Raw genomic sequence first — 15,903 nt, forward strand, 5'->3', positions numbered from 1 at the left:
CCCGGGCGCCGGGGTCAGTCCTCGCGCCAGCCCTGGCCCCAGGCGCGCTCGGCGGCGAGGAAGTCCACGAGGGCGGGCGGTTGCGCGTGCACGGCGTAGGTGCTGCCGTGCAGCCGGAGCGCCACGGCGAGGTCGTCGACGTGGACCCCGAAGGACCGCAGGTCCTCGGCGAGGTGCCCGGGCAGGAACTCCCCCGGCCCCAGGCTCAGGAGGTCCTCCCGCACGGCGGGGACGAGCTGGCGCCACCAGGACGCGACGGCGTGGTTCTGCTGCTGCACACGGTGGTCGTCGTCCGGGTCCGGGGCCGGCTCGACCGCGGCTCACCCGCTCGGCGGTACCGCGCCACCCGGTCAGCCCGCCGGTCACCGGGTGCCACGCCCCACCCCTGCCCGGAGGGGGCGACCGTCGCGGGAGGTGTTCCTGCGCAGAGCGCCTCCCGCGACGGGGTCCGGGGCCGCCTCCTCAGACGGCGGGGACGAGGACGTCCCGCACGAGGGCGTCGAGCCGGGCGGCCGCGTCGAGGAACTGGCGCAGGGTGCGGACGGTGGCCCCGAACCGCTCGAACTCCTCCACCGCCATGCCGTCGACCTCGTAGGCGCGGTTGAAGTCCGGCACCTTCGTGCGCAGGACGCGCATCGTCGTCTCGTCGACGGGCTGGTCGATGGCGTCGGTGCGGAACGCGACGTCGCCGTCGTTGATGTCCTCGATCCACTGGAACGGCGGGGAGACGACCAGGTCGCCGCCGACGAGCTCGGACCACTGCAGGTGGTTGCGGAAGGCCGCCGACAGCACGCGCGAGCGGTAGCCGCGCTCGGTGAAGACCCGGTGGGCGTGCTTGAGGGCGGCGACGCCGGCCCACTCCAGGACCCCGGGGTCGACCATGACGTGGTCGCGCTTCACGGTGGCCTTCAGCCAGTCGTCCAGGCGCCCGCCCATGAGGGTCACGACGTGGCCGAACTCCTGCTCGGGCAGGCCGTCGGCGGCCCGGCGGTCCAGGGCGCGCTCGATGGCGGCCCCGACGGCCACGACCTGCGGGACGGTGAAGGAGACGGTCGCGTTGATCGAGACGCCGCGGTAGGCGGCCTCCTCGATGGCCTCGATGCCGGTCCTCGTGGCGGGGATCTTGACGATGGTGTTGGGCGCGAGCTGCGAGAAGCGCACGGCCTGCTCGACGAGGGCCTCGGGGTCGCGGTGCAGGCGGGGGTCGGTCTGCACCGACAGCCGGCCGTCGCGGCCGCCGCTGGCCTCGAAGGCGGGTTCGAGCAGCTTCGCGGCGTTGCGGGAGAGCTCCTCGACGGCGAGCCAGCCCAGGGCGTTCTCGCCCGCGGTGGGGTGCTCGGCGGCGAGCTCGCGCAGCCGCGGGACCCAGGTGCCGGGGTCCTGCTCGATGCAGGTGAGGGCGATGACGGGGTTGCAGGTGGCACCCACGGCGCCGTACTCGCGGATCGCGGTCCCGAGCTCGGTGGGGTCGGCGGAGTCGTTCCACAGCGCGGTCGGCGTCCGGCGGGCCGCGCGGAGGGTGGCGGGGACGACCTCGTCGGTACCGGTGGTGGTGTCGGGCGTGTCCTGCTGCAGCAGCGTCACGGGGTCCTCCTGTCGCTCGCGGTGGACCGGCCGGGGGCCGGCGGGACGGCGTCGCAGCCGTCCCCGGCGACGTGGCGACCGATCGTCATGGTCCCTTCATGTTAGGACATACGGACAATTTTGGGGAGGGGGTACCGACCCGCCGGCGCGCCCGGCCGCCGCGGCCTCAGTCCAGGCGGAACCCCTCCAGCAGCGCCAGGTCGAGGGAGAAGAACTCCTCGCGCGGTCCCGGGGCCCACGCCTGCAGCGCCGCGCGCACCTCCTCGCCCGGGTCGGCCCGGCGGCAGCGCCCCGTCACCGTGACGCTCCACGCCGCCCCGCGCGGCGCGTCCCCCCGGGCCGGGTCCACGGCGGGGGACACGTTGAAGGCCACGACGGCGTTCCCCGCGCAGCGGGCCACCGCGGTCCCGGCCGCGGTCCGGAAGTGCAGCGCACCGGCGCGGACGACGTAGTTCAGGGTCGCCACCGCGGGCAGCGCGTCCTCGGTGAACACCAGGCGCCCGACCCCGCGCTCGCCCAGCGACCGGCGGCACTCGGCGCCGTCCAGGCGCTGCGGGCGGCCGGTCACGGCAGCACCCCGGCCCGGCCGCCCGTCCGCGCGGGCGGGGCGTCCAGCCGGGCGGTGCTGAGCCCGCGGCCGCGCAGCCGCACGAGGTCGAGCGCCATGACCGACCGCTCCCCCGCGGCGAGGTCGCGGGCCGCCCGCGGGGCCGCCACGGCCGGGACGGTCCGGCAGGGCCCCAGGGCCGTCACGCTCCACCCGGCCCGCGCCGCCGCCTCCACCCGGTCGGCGTGGAACGCCAGGACGGCCCCGTCGGTGTGGCCGGCCAGGGCGGTCCACCACGGCACGGGGAACCACAGCCGGTCGCCCCACACGACGTAGCGGCTCGGGACGACCGCCGGCAGCGCGTGCTCGGTGTAGACGACGCGGCCGGCCCCGCGCGTCCCCAGCAGCGCGCGGCAGGTGTCGGGGTCGAGGTCGCCGAGTTCGTCCACGGCACCAGCGTGCGCGCGCCGCCGCGGCGTCACGAGGGTCCTTGGTCCCGCCACGGGGACGCCGCGGTCCCGGCGGGCCGGTGCCCAGCCCGCGACCGCCGGCGCACCGGACCGGCCCACCCCTGACCGCGGGGGTTCACGCCCGGGTGGGCAGGTCCTTGGTGAAGGCCAGCGGCCCGATGGTCTCGGGGTCGGCGGTCACGTCGAACCGCGGCGCGTAGCCGCTGGTGAGGTACAGGTGCTTCGCCTCCGGCTGGCGCGGGCTCGTCGTCAGGAACGACCGGTCGTAGCCGGTCGCGACGGCCCGCCGCTCCAGCTCCGCCAGCACCCGGCGCGCCAGCCCGCGCCGGCGGTGCGCGGGGTGGGTCCAGATCCGCTTCAGCTCCGCGGTCCGCTCGTCGTACCGTCGGAAGGCCCCGCCGGCGACGGCCGCGCCGTCCTCCAGCAGCAGCAGGAGGACACCGTGCGGGGCGGCGAACTCCTCCGCCGGGTACCGCTCCAGCTCCCGGCGCACCTGCTCGGCGGTGCCGCCGTAGCGGGTCCCGTACTCGTGGGCCAGGTCGTCGAACAGGGGTTTCGCCAGCGGGTCGGCGGTCCCGACGACCCGCACCACCAGTCCCACCGGTTCCGCGGTCACGTCACGTCCTCCAGCGCCCGGCGGCCGGGGATGGCCTCGAGCAGTTCCACGGTGTACTCGTGCCGCGGGCGGGTGAACACGTCCCCGGTCGGGGCGAACTCCACCAGTTCCCCGCGGCGCATGACCCCCACCTCGTCGCTGATCTGCCGGACGACCGCCAGGTCGTGCGAGATGAACAGGTAGCTCAGGCCGTGGTCGGCCTGCAGCTGCACGAGCAGTTCCAGGATCTGCGCCTGCACCGACACGTCCAGCGCCGAGACCGGTTCGTCGCAGACGACGAACTCCGGTTCCAGCGCGAGCGCCCGGGCGATCGCGACCCGCTGGCGCTGCCCGCCGGACAGTTCCGCGGGACGGCGCCGGAGGGTGTCGGCGGGCAGCCGCACCTGGTCGAGCAGCTCGGCGGCCCTGGCCCGGCGCGAGGCCCGGTCGCCGATCCCGAAGGCGCGCAGCGGTTCGGCGATCGTGTCCCCCACCGCGACGCGGGGGTCGAGGGAGGCGTAGGGGTTCTGGTAGACGAACTGCACGCGCCGGCGCAGTTCCCGCCACGCCGCCCCCCTCGCCCGGGAGACGTCGACCCCGTCGAAGCGGACCTCGCCGGAGGTGGGGCGTTCCAGGCCGAGGACGAGCCGGGCCGTCGTCGTCTTGCCCGACCCCGACTCCCCGACCAGCCCGACGGTCCGGCCGCGGCCGACGTCGAAGCTGACGCCGGAGACGGCGGTCTGCACGTTCCCCCGGCCCGGCACGTCGAACCGCTTGACCAGCGACCGCACCCGCACGAGCGGTTCGGCGGACCGCGGGACCGGGGGCGCGGTCCGATCGCGCGGGACCGCCCGGATCCGGGCGCTGTGCAGGCTGGGCGCGGCCGCCAGCAGCGACCGCGTGTACGCGTGCACGGGCTCGGTGAGGACCTGCTGCGCGGTGCCGACCTCGACGACCTCCCCCTGCGACATCACGACCACCCGGGAGGCGCGGTCGGCGGCGACGGCGAGGTCGTGGGTGATGAAGAGGACCGCGGTGCCCGCCTCGCGGGTCAGGGATCCCAGGTGGTCGAGCACCTGCCGCTGGACGGTGACGTCGAGGGCGCTGGTCGGTTCGTCGGCCACCAGCAGCCGCGGCCCGGCGGCCAGGCCGATCGCGATGAGGACCCGCTGGCGCATCCCGCCGGACAGTTCCGTCGGGTACTGCCGGGCCCGGGTCGCCGCGTCGGGCAGGCCGGCGGCGGTGAGCAGGTCGACCGCGCGCGCCCGTGCCGCGGCCCCCTTGGCGAGGCCGTGGACGTGCAGCACCTCGGCGACCTGGTCCCCGATGCGCTCGACGGGGTTCAGCGACAGGGTCGGGTCCTGCGGCACGAGGCCGATGCGGGCCCCGCGGACGGACCGCCACGCCTTCTCCCCGAGGCCGACCAGCTCGTCGCCCTCGAACAGCACCGACCCGGAGTCCACCGTCCCGCTGCCGGCGAGCAGGCCGACGACGGCGTGCGCGGTCGTGCTCTTGCCCGACCCCGATTCCCCGACGACCGCGACGACCTCGCCGGGGTGGACGTCGAACGACGCCCCGTGCACGACCTCCCGCGCACCGTAGGAGATCCGCAGGTCGCGGACGCTCAGCAGCGCTCCACTCACGCCGTCCCCCTCTCCAGGGCCCGGGCGATCCGGTTGGCGGACAGCACGACGGCCGCCACCACCAGCCCGGGCAACGTCGTCAGCCACCAGGAGGTGGCCAGGTAGTCGCGGCCGCCGGAGACCAGCGACCCCCACTCCGGGGCCGGGGGCGGCGCCCCGAACCCGAGGAAGCTCAGCGACGACACGGCCAGGACCGCGACGCCGAACTCCAGCGCGGACAGCGCCAGGACGGGGCCGGCGGCGTTGGGCAGCACGTGCCGGAACAGCACGCCGGTGGCGCGGACGCCGCTGGCCCGCGCGGCCTCCACGTACACCGCGGCGCTCACCTTCAGCACCTCCGAGCGCATGACGCGGGCGAAGCCGGCGACCGTCCCGATGCCGACGGCGATGGCGACCTCCACCGTGCCGAAGCCGAGCGCGGTGATGAGGGCCATCGACAGCAGCAGCGCCGGGATCGACAGCAGGACGTCCACCGCGCGCATGAGCACGTCGTCGACGACGCCGCGCACGGAACCGGCGACCAGCCCGACGAGGGTGCCCACGACGAGTCCGATGAGGACCGCGAGGACCGTGGCCTGCAGCGTGAGCCGCGACCCGTGCACGACGCGGGCGAACAGGTCGCGCCCGAGGTGGTCGGTGCCGAAGAGGTGCGCGGCCGACGGGGGCTGGAGGCGGTCGGCGGGGACGCCGTCGATCGGGCTCTGCGCCGTGAACAGCGTCGGGAACGCGGCCCACGCCAGCACCAGCAGGACCACCAGCCCGGCCACGACCAGGTCCAGGCGGCGGGCCCACGACGGCAGGCGCCGACGCGTCCGGGCCGGGGTCCGGTACCGCCGGTCGATGTCGAGGACGTCGAGGACGTCCTCGGGCGCTTCGCGGCTCACCCCGGTGCTCACGACGTGCTCCCCACGAGGGTCCGGGTGGACGCCCGGGGCCGGCGCGGTGCGCCGAGGACCCGCACGCGCGGGTCGAGGACCGGGTGGAGCAGGTCCACGAGGAGGTTGGTCAGGACGAAGACCGCGGCGGCGAGCAGGACCAGCCCCTGCACGAGCGGGATGTCCTGCCCGTTGACCGCCGTCACGGTGAGCCGGCCGATGCCCACGCGGGAGAACACGGTCTCCACCACGACGGCCCCGGCCAGCAGGTTGCCCACGATGACGCCACCGAGGGTGAGGGTGGGGATCGCGGCGTTGCGGAACGCGTGCCGCAGGTGGACGCGGGCGCGGGAAGCCCCCTTGGCCCGGGCCGTCTCCACGTACGGTTCGGCCAGCGCCGTGCGCAGACCCCGGGCCAGCACCTGCGCGAGGGAGGCCGAGACGGGGATCGCGAGGGTGATCGAGGGCAGGACGAGGCTGGCCAGGCCCTCGTTGCCCAGCGCGGGGAACACCGGCACCCGGAACGAGAGGAACTGGATGAGCAGCAGGCCGACCCAGAACGTCGGCAGCGAGACGCCCAGCGGAGGCAGGGCCAGCAGCGCGGTCCGCACCCACGCCCAGCGCGTCCAGGTGGACAGGAACGCGGTGCCCACGCCCAGGACGAGGGCCAGCGCGAAGGCCGAGACCGCCAGCAGCGCGGTCTGCGGCAGCGCCTGCCCGATGAGGGAGGCGACCGGCGCGCCGTTCTGGAGGGAGTTCCCGAAGTCCAGCTGCAGGGTCCGCCCCAGGGCGTGGACGTACTGCACGGGCAGCGGGTCGTCCAGGCCGTGCTCGGCGCGCAGGGCGGCGACCTGCGCGGGGTCCACCGTGGACTGCTCCCCGCCCTGGCCGCCGGCCAGCATGATCGCGACGGGGTCGCTGGGCAGCAGGTAGAGGATCACGAACGTCACCGTGTACGCGGCCCACAGGACGACGACGGCCTGCCCGAGCCGGCGCAGGACGTACCCCGTCACGACTCCTTCCAGGCGTCGTGGAACCACAACCGCGACGAGCCCTCGAACTGCAGGCCGTGCACGGTGTCGCTCGCGGCGATGACGGTGGACAGCTCGATGAGCGGGATGGAGTGCGCCTGCTCCAGGAGCTGCGCGGAGGCCTGCGCGACGAGGTCGGCGCGCACGGTGGTGTCGGTGGTCGCGGCCTGCCGGTCCAGCAGGTCGTCGACCCCGCTGTGCGCGCGCTGGTTCACGTTGCGCGACCCGGTGGAGAAGATCGTGCGCAGCACGTCCGGGTCGGAGCGGGTGAGGTTGTAGAACAGGACGTCGTAGTCGCCGGATTCCTGCAGGGCGTTGGTGTCGGCCGTCGTGCCCTGCTCCAGCTGCAGGTCGATGCCGACCTCGCGCACCTGCTGCTGCACGAGTTCCAGGACCGCGGAGGTGGGCTGCCAGAACGTGACCGTGAAGGTGAGTTCCTGCCCGTCCCTGGTGCGGACGCCGTCCGGGCCCTCCACCCAGCCGGCCTCCTCGAGCAGCGCCTCCGCGCCGTCGACGTCGCGGGCCAGGACGCCGGAGTCGTCGGGGGCGGACGGGGTGGAGGCCGAGACGGCGGCGCTGACGGCCTCGTCGCCGGGGTTGAGGAGGGTGGCGAGCTGGGCGCGGTCGATCGCCTTCGACAGCGCCCGGCGCACCCGCTCGTCGGCGAACAGCGGCCGCGACTCGTTGGGGAAGAAGTTGTACGGGATGCCGGGGTTCGCGCGCCGCTGCGTCCAGAACCCGCCGCCGTCGAACTGCGGCAGGTCCTGGGAGGCGATGCCGGTGGTCGCGTCGATCTGCCCGGACTGCAGCGACCCGGTGCGGACGCCGGCCTCGGGGACCACCCGGTAGGTGATGGAGTCCAGGTACGCCTCCCCGGGGTGCTTCGCCCCGGACGGGGCCCAGTCGTACCCGGTGCGCTTGTCCAGGACCGTCTCGGAGTCCCTGGCGTAGCTGCCCACCACGAACGGGCCGGACCCGACGAGGGTGGTCCCGTCGCAGCGGGTCGCCGGGTCGGCGGTGGTCGTGGCGACGGACAGCAGGCCCAGGGACATCGTGGAGGTGGCCTGCAGGAACTGGGCGCTCGGCTGGGAGAACGTGACCACCGCCGTCCGCGCGTCGGGCGTCTGCGTCCCGGTGTACCCCTGCAGGTACGTCGACCCCAGCGACGCCTTGGCTCCCAGCGCGACGATGCCGTCGAGGTTGGCCTTGACGGCCGCGGCGTCGACGGGGGTCCCGTCGGAGAACGTCGCTCCCTCGCGCAGGTGGAACGTGAACGTCGTGGCGTCGGGGCTGACCTCCCAGGACTCCGCGAGCCAGGGCGCGATGTTCCCGTCGAGGTCCTGGACGGTGAGGGAGTCGACGAGCTGGCGGCCGATGTTCAGGGCGTCGTTGTTGCCGACCTGCTGCGGGTCGATGCACCCGGAGTCCACGGAGATGGCGAAGGTCAGGTTCCCGCCGCTGACGGGTGTGGTGGCGGCCGGGTCCTCCGCGCTGCTCCGTCCCCCGCTGCACGCGGTGAGGAGGAGGGCGGCGGTCAGGGGGACGGCGAGCAGGGGCGTGCGGGTGCGCAAGGGGGCTCCAGGGGAACGACGGGGGGACGACGGGGGGGGGGACGCAGCCACCGGCGGGGTGGGTGCGCGGCGGCGCCGGGAACGTCCCCGGTGCGCCGGTGGAGGCGGTTCAGCGACAGCCGGTGGAACCCGTCAGGCAGAAGTCGACGATGCGACGCAGCACGGCGACGTGGGACGTGCGGTCCACGGGAACTCCTCCATCGTTCCTGGCGGAAGCACCCGCGCCCGTTTCCGGGGGGTTGCTGCGGCGTCGTCGAGCCAGGTCTCTCAGCCGCTCTGGATGGTGTGCCGTTCCACCATAGGGGTCGGGGTGCCGATCCTCAACCCCTGCCCCCCCAACGGTTCCGGGGACGACGAGAACCCCTCCGCGCGTGGCCGCGGAGGGGTTCTCGGTGGACTCGGCCGGCCGGGGTCGTCGGCCCCGGGTCCGGTGGGTCAGCCGGCGGCGACGGGTTCGGCCGCCGACGGGAGCTCGGCGCGCACCGTGCGGGCCGCCTCCACCAGGTGCCGCAGCGACTCCGTGGTCTCGGCGTACCCGCGGGTCTTCAGCCCGCAGTCGGGGTTGACCCACACCTGCCGCGCCGGGACGGACGCGACGGCGGCGCGCAGCAGGCCGACGACCTCCTCCGCGGACGGCACGCGCGGGGAGTGGATGTCGTACACGCCCGGCCCGATGCCGCGGGCGAACCCGGCGGCGGCGATGTCGGTGAGGACCTCCATGCGCGAGCGCGCGGCCTCGATGCTGGTGACGTCGGCGTCGAGGCCGTCGATCGCCTCGATGACCTCCCCGAACTCCGAGTAGCACAGGTGGGTGTGGATCTGGGTGGCGTCGGCCGCACCGGCGGTGGCGAGGCGGAACGAGGCGACCGACCAGTCGAGGTAGGCCGCCTGGTCCGCGGTCTTCAGCGGCAGCAGCTCGCGCAGCGCGGGTTCGTCGACCTGCACGATGCCGATGCCCGCCGCCTCCAGGTCGGCGACCTCGTCGCGCAGGGCGAGGGCCACCTGGTTCGCGGTGTCGCCCAGCGGCTGATCGTCGCGGACGAACGACCACGCCAGGATCGTCACCGGGCCGGTGAGCATCCCCTTGACGGGCCGGGTCGTCCGGCTCGCGGTGTAGGTGCTCCACGGGACCGTGATCGGCGCCGGGCGCGTCACGTCGCCCCACAGGATCGGCGGGCGGACGCCGCGCGAGCCGTAGGACTGCACCCAGCCGTGCTGCGTGACGGCGAAACCGTCGAGGTGCTCGGCGAAGTACTGGACCATGTCGTTGCGCTCGGGTTCGCCGTGGACGAGGACGTCCAGGCCGAGCTCCTCCTGCAGCTGCACGACGCGGTCGATCTCGGCGCGCAGGAACTCCTCGTAGGCGGCCTCGGCGAGCTCGCCGCGCGACCACGCCGCGCGGGCCCTGCGGATCTCGGTGGTCTGCGGGAACGAGCCGATGGTGGTCGTCGGCAGCGCCGGCAGGTCCAGGGCCTCGTCCTGCGCGGCGCGCCGGACGGCGTAGTCGCTGCGGCCGAAGGCGTCCGGGGTCAGGGCCGCGAGGCGCTCGCGCACCTGCGGGCGCACGACGCCGGGGGCGGTGAGCCGGTCGGCCAGCGCCGCGGCCGAGGCGGCCAGCTCGGCTTCGACGGCGGCCGCGTCGCCGAGCGCCCGGCCCAGCAGGACGACCTCGCCGACCTTCTGGTCGGCGAAGGAGAGCCAGCCGCGCAGCCGCTCGTCCAGCGCCGTCTCGCGGGCGACGTCGTGCGGGACGTGCAGCAGCGAGGTGGAGGTCCCGGCCACGACGTGCCCGGCGTGGCCCTCCAGCTCGCGCAGGGCGGCGAGGGCCCGCACGAGGTCGCGGCGCCAGATGTTGTGACCGTCGACGACGCCGCCGACGACCGTCTTGCCGGCCAGGACCGAGCGGTCGGCCGGGACGGCACCCTTCACCAGGTCCAGGGCCAGCCCGTCGACGGCGGCCAGGGCGGCGAGGTGGTCGCCCGCGTCGCCGTAGGGGGTGGCGACGAGCAGCCGCGGCCGGCCCGCGAGCGCGCCGAGGCGGTCGTAGGCGGCCCGCACGAGGTCGGTGAGCCCGTCGACGCCGGCGGTCGCGGAGTCGCTGACCAGGCCGGGCTCGTCGAGCTGCACCCACTCGGCGCCCGCGGCGGCGTAGGCGCTCAGGAGGTCCTCGTAGGCGCCCAGCAGGTCGTCGAGGCGGGAGATCGGCGCGAACCCCTCGGGGCTGCCGTCGGCGGCCTTCGCCAGCAGCAGGAACGTCACCGGGCCCACGACGACGGGCCGGGTGAGGAAACCGTCGGCCAGGGCCTCGGCGAACTCGCGCACGCCGCGGTCGTCGGCGTGCCGGAAGCGGGTGCCGGGGCCGATCTCGGGGACGAGGTAGTGGTAGTTCGTGTCGAACCACTTCGTCATCTCCAGCGGCGCCTGCGCCCCGCGGCCGCGGGCGATGGTGGAGTACCCGGCGAGGTCGACCCTGCCGTCCTCCCCGACGAGGTCGGCGAACCGCTCGGGCACCGCGCCGACGGCCACGGCCGCGTCGAGGACCTGGTCGTAGGCGGAGAACGACGACGGGATGGACGCGTCGTGGGCGGGCAGGCCCAGGCGGTTGAGGCGGCGGACGGTGGCGGCCCGGACGGCGGCGAGCGCGGCCTCGGTGGTGGCCAGGTCGGCCTTGCCGGACCACAGCGCCTCGAGGGCCTTCTTGGTCTCGCGGTCGGGGCCGATCCGGGGGTACCCCAGGATCGTCGCGGTCCACGCGGGCGTCCCGGTGGGGGTCGTGTCGCTCATCGGGTGGGTCCTCCTGCAGCGGCGGCCGCCGGGGCGGCCGGAGTGGGGTCGGCGGGTCGGGTCGCGGGTCGGGTCGCGGGTCGGGTCAGGTCGAGGTGGTCGAGGAGGTCCAGCGCGGGCGCGGCCGCGTTGAACGTGTACAGGTGCAGGCCGGGGGCACCGGCGGCGAGCAGCCCGTGCGCCAGGCCGGAGGTGAACGCCGTGGCCGCGCGGCGGCGGGCCCGGGGGTCCTCGTCGTCCAGGGCGGCGAGCAGGGCGCGGGGGGCCGGGACCCCGGTGAGCTCACCGATCCGCTGCAGCCGGCGGGCGTCGTCGGAGACGGCGAGGCCGGGCAGCAGGGGGATGGTGATCCCGGCGGCCCGGGCGCGGTGGACGAACGCGGCGTACTCGTCGGCCGAGAACGTGACCTGGCAGATCGCGAACCGGGCACCGGCGTCCTGCTTGGCCCGCAGGACGGCGAGCTCGTGCTCGTCGCGGCCCCGCGGGAACGCGGCGACGGCCAGGGTGAGCTCACCCTCGTCGAGGGGGCGCGACCCTCCCCGCAGGGCCAGCCGGCGCCGGTCGGCGACCTGGAGGAGTTCCACCAGGTCGCGGGCCGTGGCGACCCCGTCGGGGTGCGGGGCCCAGTCCGCGGCGCCGGCCGGCGGGTCGCCGCGCAGGGCGAGGACGTTGCGCACGCCGGCGTCGAAGAACTCCCCGGCCAGTTCCACGACCTCCCGGCGGGAGGACCCCACGCAGGTCAGGTGCGCCATGGCCGGGACGGCCGTGGTGCGCAGGACGTGGCACAGCAGGTCCCGGCTGGGCCCCCGCGTCGCCCCGGCCGCCCCGAACGTCACCGACACGAAGTCGGGGTTCGCCGCGAGCAGGTCGGACAGCTTGCGCCACAGGGTTTCCCGGCCACCGTCGGACCGGGGCGGGAAGAGTTCGAAACTGAGCGTGGGCCGCCCCGTCGCACCGGCGACGAGAGGCGCGAGCGTCATCGCGCGGTTCCCCGGCCGGGAACCGGGTAGGGGGTGGCGACATCGGTGGTGCGCATCACGAACTCCATCGGCCTGGCGTTAGCACCCTCGCCCGGGCTCGGGGGGTTGCTGCGGCGTCGTCGAGCCAGGACTCTCGGCCGCTCTGGATGGTGTGCTTCGAATGTAGACCGGCGCCGACGCCGGCCACAAGGGGTTCCCCCGAACGGCCCGCGACACGCCGACCTTGATTCCGGCCGGTCGCCCGTGGCAATCTCGCCCCAGGTCATGAGCGCCAGCGACAAGCCCCGGCTCGCTGGCCGGCAACCCTCCTCCGCGGTGGGGTGCCCCGGGTGACGACCTGGCCGGTTCCGAGGTGGTTCCGGCAAGCGCGGACCTCGCCGGGCGGGCCCCGGTCCTCCCGGCAGGGTCCACTCCCCGAGGAGACCTCGCGTGACGACGAGCACCCTGAGCCCCAGCCGCCCCTCCCGTCCCGCCCTCGCTCCCCTGCTGCCCGTCGTCGGCGCCGACACCGTCGTGCCGCTGGCCACCGGGGGCCGGGCCACCTACGTCAACCTGGACAACGCGGCCAGCGCCCCGGCCCTGGCCGTCGTGGCCGCCCGCGTCGCGCAGGTGCTGCCGCACTACGCCAGCGTGCACCGCGGGGCCGGGTACCTGTCCCGCGTCTCGACCGCGCTGTTCGAGCAGGCCCGGGCCCAGGTGGCGGGGTTCCTCGGGGCCCGCGGGGACGACCTGGTGGTGTTCACGCGCAGCACCACCGACGCCCTCGACCTGCTGGCCCGGGCCGTCCCGGACGGGGCCCGGGTGCTGGTCGCCGACGTCGAGCACCACGCGAACCTGCTGTCCTGGCAGCGCTCGGCGCGCACCACGGTGGTCCGCGGCGGGTCCGACGCGGAGGAGACCGCGAGCCTGCTGGAGGCCGAGCTGGCCACCGGGCGGTACGCGCTGCTGGCCGTCGCGGGGGCCTCCAACGTGACCGGCGAGGTGCTGCCGCTGCGCCGGCTGGCGCGGGCCGCGCACGCCGCCGGTGCCCGCATCGCCGTCGACGGCGCCCAGCTGCTGCCGCACCGCCGGGTCAGCCTCGCCGCCGACGACCCCGCCGACGACCTGGACTGGATCGCCCTGTCCGGCCACAAGCTGTACGCCCCCTTCGGGGCCGGCGCCCTGGTGGGCCGCCGCGACTGGCTGGACGCCGCCGAGCCCTACCTGGCCGGGGGCGGCGCCACCCTCGACGTGAGCCACGACGCGGTGCGCTGGGCGGACGGCCCGGACCGGCACGAGGCGGGCTCGCCCAACGTCGTCGGCGCGGTGGCGCTGGCCCAGGCGTGCGCGACGCTGGCGGCCCTGCCCACCGCGGCCCTGGAGTCCCACGAGGCCGCGCTGCGCGACCGGCTCGTGGAGGGCCTGGGCGCGCTGGAGGGCGTCGAGGTGGTGCGACCGCACCCGGCCGACGCCGTGGGGGTCGTGACCTTCACGGTCCCGGGTCGCCCGGTCTCGGAGGTCGCCGCGTACCTGTCGGCCGAGCACGGCATCGGCGTGCGCGACGGCCGGTTCTGCGCGCACCGGTTCGCGGACTCCCTGGGCCTGGTCGAGGGCGGGCTGCGCGCCTCGACCGGGGTGGGGACGAGCTCGGACGACGTGGACCGGCTCGTCGCGGCGGTCGGGCGCTTCCTGACCACCGGGCCGGAACTGCAGTACGGCGTCGTGGACGGCCACTGGGGTCCCCTGACGGACGCCCGGCCGGCTCCCGAGACCTTCCTCGGCCCGGTGCCCGAACCGCGCTGACCCGCCCGCGCGGCCGAACCCCGCTCACGCGACCGCGTGGACGTCCCGTGACCCACACCCCAGGAGTGACATGAGCCCGACCCCCTCGCCCGCAGCCCCCTCGGTGGACGCGCTGACCGCCGGGCGGGCCGTCGCCGGTGGCGCGCTGCTCGTCGACGTCCGCAGCGACGCCGGGCGCGCGGCCCACGGCGGACTGCCGCAGGCCGTCGTCGTCGCCACGACCGACGTCGGGCCGGCGTTCACCGTCGGTGGCCCCGGGGCCCTGCCACAGCTGACCGGACTGGACCAGGAGATCGTCGTGATCTGCGGTTCGACGGCCGGGTCGGGCCCGGTCGCCGCCGAGCTGCTCGCCGCGGGGTTCACGAACGTCGTGCAGGTCGACGGGGGCTTCCCCGCCTGGAAGGCCGCCGGGCTGGCGCCCGGGGAACCCGCGCAGGCCTGAGGTGACGAGCACCGCGGAGCACCGCGACCCCGCACCCACCCCGCACCGGGCGCGCCGACGGTGCACGATCCACCACCCCCGGCGGGGCGCCGGCGCCCGCCGCGTGGCGGGCCGGGCCTCAGGGCACGGGCTCGCTGTCGGGGCGGGGACCACCGCCGGCACCGCGGACGTCCCCGGACAGCAGCGCGTGGAGCTCGGCCTCGAACTCCGCCCAGCTCAGTTCACCGGGACCCGGTTCCGGTTCGGTGTCGACCGGGGACCAGGGGAACCCCCACTGACCGTGCCCGGCCAGCGCCAGACCCTCGACGACCGCGCCTCCGAAACTGGTTGCGGCAGCGCACAAACGCGTCCACACTCGATGTCCTCGCACCTCGCACCTCCGCTCTCGGGTGCCTCACTGTGACACACCCGCACCGATCCGCAAGGGCCTTCGCGAGGTTTCCGCCGCGAGGGTTCCCCGGTGCGGCGCCCACCGGCCGGGGACGGTGGGGGACGGCGCGCCCGACCCCCACCCCGTGACCCCTCCCCCCAGATCAGGAGCAGACATGCCCACCCCGTTCCACGTGTTCCTGGAGGTCGACGGCGGCGGGTGGCACCCGGCCGCCTGGCGCCGCTCCCGCACGACCCCCGACCAGGTGTTCTCCCCCGCCCGGCTCCGGGAGTTCGCCGTCACGGCCCAGGCCCAGGGCCTGACGGGGCTGACGTTCGAGGACAGCACCAGCACCAACCCCCGCAACCCCGTCGGGCACCTCGACGCCGTGCAGCGGGCGGCGTTCCTGGCCGGGACGACCGACGCGATCGGGTTGCTGCCGGTGGCCGCGACGACGTACGCCGAGCCGTTCCACCTCGCCGCGCAGATCGCCTCCCTCGACCACTCCAGCCACGGGCGGGCCGGCTGGGTCGCGACGACCTCACCGGCGCAGACCGCCCGGGCCGTGGACCTGCCCGTGCCCGCGGACCCGGCGGCCGAGCTCGCCGACGTCGTCCGCGCCGTGCGGGCGCTGTGGGACTCCTGGGAGGACGACGCGGTGATCCGCGACGTCGCCACGGGCCGCTACGTCGACCGCGACCGCCTGCACCACGTCGACGTCGTCGCGGACACGTTCTCCGTCAAGGGCCCGCTCACCGTCCCGCGGTCCCCGCAGGGCCAGTCGGTCGTCGCCGTCCACGAGCGCGACCTGACCGACCGGACCGCGGCCGACGTGGTGCTCAGCGGCGACGAGCGGGCCCGCCGCCGCGCGGGCGGCCCGCTCGTCGTGCTCGACGTCGAGTTCGCCCTGGACACCGAGGCCCACCCGGCGCCGGACCGCCTCGCGGCCCTCGACGCCGACGGCACCGCCCCGGACCTCGGCCGGATCCGCTGGGCGGGGTCGGGCGAAGGCCTGGCCCGGTACCTGGCCGGGCTGGCCGGCTCGGTGGACGGCGTCCGGCTGCACGCGGCCGTCCTCGACGAGGACCTGCGGGCGCTGCTGCGCACGACCCTGCCGGCGCTGCGCGTCGCCCGGCTGCTCCAGCCGCCGGTCGCCGGCGCGACGCTGCGCTCCACCCTGGGCCTGGCCCGACCCGTCAACCAGTTCGCCACGGCCTGAGGACGCCCCA

General features: G+C 75.8%; 14 protein-coding genes and 3 riboswitches. Of the genes, 3 read left to right on the top strand and 11 right to left on the bottom strand.

The features are described 5' to 3' along the window. Positions 1-14 precede the first annotated feature (14 nt). The 11 genes from ACRYM6_RS16780 to ACRYM6_RS16830 form a co-directional block, all read right to left on the bottom strand. Positions 15-278: a hypothetical protein gene (locus tag ACRYM6_RS16780; RefSeq protein ID WP_432544023.1), complete on the bottom strand. Its 264-nt coding sequence runs from the start codon at positions 276-278 to the stop codon at positions 15-17. Between the two features lie 184 nt (positions 279-462). Continuing rightward, positions 463-1,575, bottom strand: a complete 1,113-nt coding sequence (locus tag ACRYM6_RS16785) for a transaldolase family protein (RefSeq protein ID WP_432544051.1) — start codon at positions 1,573-1,575, stop codon at positions 463-465. Between the two features lie 175 nt (positions 1,576-1,750). Next, positions 1,751-2,152, bottom strand: coding sequence for a pyridoxamine 5'-phosphate oxidase family protein (locus ACRYM6_RS16790; RefSeq protein ID WP_432544024.1), 402 nt, complete (start codon positions 2,150-2,152; stop codon positions 1,751-1,753). Then, entirely contained in the window at positions 2,149-2,580 is a 432-nt protein-coding gene (locus ACRYM6_RS16795) for a pyridoxamine 5'-phosphate oxidase family protein (RefSeq protein WP_432544025.1), read from the bottom strand. Before ACRYM6_RS16795 ends, ACRYM6_RS16790 begins: the two co-directional genes overlap by 4 nt. A gap of 136 nt (positions 2,581-2,716) precedes the next feature. Continuing rightward, a complete protein-coding gene (locus ACRYM6_RS16800) occupies positions 2,717-3,217 on the bottom strand; it encodes a GNAT family N-acetyltransferase (protein WP_432544026.1) in 501 nt (166 codons plus the stop codon). Further along, on the bottom strand, positions 3,214-4,839 hold the full coding sequence (locus ACRYM6_RS16805; RefSeq protein WP_432544027.1) for a dipeptide ABC transporter ATP-binding protein: 1,626 nt from the start codon (positions 4,837-4,839) through the stop codon (positions 3,214-3,216). The genes ACRYM6_RS16800 and ACRYM6_RS16805 overlap by 4 nt, the downstream gene beginning before the upstream one ends. Next, positions 4,836-5,681, bottom strand: coding sequence for an ABC transporter permease (locus tag ACRYM6_RS16810; protein ID WP_432544052.1), 846 nt, complete (start codon positions 5,679-5,681; stop codon positions 4,836-4,838). The genes ACRYM6_RS16805 and ACRYM6_RS16810 overlap by 4 nt, the downstream gene beginning before the upstream one ends. Positions 5,682-5,731: 50 nt before the next feature. Beyond that, positions 5,732-6,727: an ABC transporter permease gene (locus ACRYM6_RS16815; RefSeq protein WP_432544028.1), complete on the bottom strand. Its 996-nt coding sequence runs from the start codon at positions 6,725-6,727 to the stop codon at positions 5,732-5,734. Beyond that, positions 6,724-8,316: an ABC transporter substrate-binding protein gene (locus ACRYM6_RS16820; protein ID WP_432544029.1), complete on the bottom strand. Its 1,593-nt coding sequence runs from the start codon at positions 8,314-8,316 to the stop codon at positions 6,724-6,726. Before ACRYM6_RS16820 ends, ACRYM6_RS16815 begins: the two co-directional genes overlap by 4 nt. A gap of 194 nt (positions 8,317-8,510) precedes the next feature. Beyond that, positions 8,511-8,603: riboswitch (SAM riboswitch) on the bottom strand. A 148-nt stretch (positions 8,604-8,751) separates the two neighbouring features. Further along, the gene (metE, locus tag ACRYM6_RS16825) at positions 8,752-11,100 is read right to left on the bottom strand and encodes a 5-methyltetrahydropteroyltriglutamate--homocysteine S-methyltransferase (RefSeq protein ID WP_432544030.1); all 2,349 of its coding nucleotides are present in this window, start codon (positions 11,098-11,100) and stop codon (positions 8,752-8,754) included. Beyond that, positions 11,097-12,080: a methylenetetrahydrofolate reductase gene (locus tag ACRYM6_RS16830; protein WP_432544031.1), complete on the bottom strand. Its 984-nt coding sequence runs from the start codon at positions 12,078-12,080 to the stop codon at positions 11,097-11,099. The genes metE and ACRYM6_RS16830 overlap by 4 nt, the downstream gene beginning before the upstream one ends. A 61-nt stretch (positions 12,081-12,141) precedes the next feature. After that, positions 12,142-12,233, bottom strand: a riboswitch (SAM riboswitch). Positions 12,234-12,340: 107 nt separating this feature from the next. Continuing rightward, positions 12,341-12,454, top strand: a riboswitch (SAM riboswitch). Between the two features lie 55 nt (positions 12,455-12,509). On the opposite strand from ACRYM6_RS16830, the gene ACRYM6_RS16835 reads away from it, so the two are divergent. The 3 genes from ACRYM6_RS16835 (at position 12,510) to ACRYM6_RS16845 (ending at position 15,893) form a co-directional block, all read left to right on the top strand. Next, a complete protein-coding gene (locus ACRYM6_RS16835; protein WP_432544032.1) occupies positions 12,510-13,862 on the top strand; it encodes an aminotransferase class V-fold PLP-dependent enzyme in 1,353 nt (450 codons plus the stop codon). A 70-nt stretch (positions 13,863-13,932) separates the two neighbouring features. Next, positions 13,933-14,304: a rhodanese-like domain-containing protein gene (locus ACRYM6_RS16840; protein WP_432544033.1), complete on the top strand. Its 372-nt coding sequence runs from the start codon at positions 13,933-13,935 to the stop codon at positions 14,302-14,304. A gap of 545 nt (positions 14,305-14,849) precedes the next feature. Then, a complete protein-coding gene (locus tag ACRYM6_RS16845) occupies positions 14,850-15,893 on the top strand; it encodes an LLM class flavin-dependent oxidoreductase (RefSeq protein ID WP_432544034.1) in 1,044 nt (347 codons plus the stop codon). The last annotated feature ends 10 nt before the right edge of the window (positions 15,894-15,903 follow it).

This window comes from Kineococcus rugosus, from assembly GCF_050871975.1.
Lineage (GTDB): Bacteria > Actinomycetota > Actinomycetes > Actinomycetales > Kineococcaceae > Kineococcus.

Bases quoted from the DNA above. Each gene is read 5' to 3' on its own strand.
- ACRYM6_RS16830 (WP_432544031.1), bottom strand. From the start codon at position 12,080: ATGACGCTCGCGCCTCTCGTCGCCGGTGCGACGGGGCGGCCCACGCTC.
- metE (WP_432544030.1), bottom strand. From the start codon at position 11,100: ATGAGCGACACGACCCCCACCGGGACGCCCGCGTGGACCGCGACGATC.
- ACRYM6_RS16840 (WP_432544033.1), top strand. From the start codon at position 13,933: ATGAGCCCGACCCCCTCGCCCGCAGCCCCCTCGGTGGACGCGCTGACC.
- ACRYM6_RS16845 (WP_432544034.1), top strand. From the start codon at position 14,850: ATGCCCACCCCGTTCCACGTGTTCCTGGAGGTCGACGGCGGCGGGTGG.